Here is a 401-nt window from a genome sequence, read left to right as displayed (position 1 = left end):
TGCCGGACCAGAAAGGATCACGGCCCCGAAAACCTCGCTCTGCTTCGGCGCTTCTGCCTCAATACCTTTCGAGCCGACAGCAAAAGGACACCATGCGTGGCAAAATGATGCGTGCAGGCTGGAACGATGCTTATCTCTTCCAGCTCATGACTCAAATGCGATAGCCCTGCCCTCAAGGGGGGAGATGTCCGGCAGGCCAGAGGGGGGCGCCTCGCTCCGCCATCAAAGGTTCTGCACCGTTGTGACGCTCAGAAGTAACGGCATGGATCCTAGGGTCTACGCCGCGTCGCATCGCTCCTTGCTTCGCCCTAGGATGACGAAGGCGCGGCGGCTTACGGCTAATCGCAGACGTTGGAGATTGGCAGATGCAGGCCGGCGGGACAGCGCCCCATAGGCGCTAA

Annotated in this window: 1 pseudogene; it reads left to right on the top strand. The window is 60.3% G+C overall.

Going from position 1 to position 401, the window contains the following annotated elements:
* A pseudogene (locus NMG80_RS36935) lies at nucleotides 1-164 on the top strand (ISAs1 family transposase); the annotation flags it as partial.
* Between the last annotated feature and the right edge of the window lie 237 nt (nucleotides 165-401).

Origin of the sequence: Mesorhizobium escarrei (assembly GCF_935825525.1) — a bacterium.
Taxonomy (GTDB): domain Bacteria; phylum Pseudomonadota; class Alphaproteobacteria; order Rhizobiales; family Rhizobiaceae; genus Mesorhizobium; species Mesorhizobium escarrei.
Note: the sequence above shows the minus strand (reverse complement) of the source record. Positions and strands in the feature narration are given on the sequence as shown.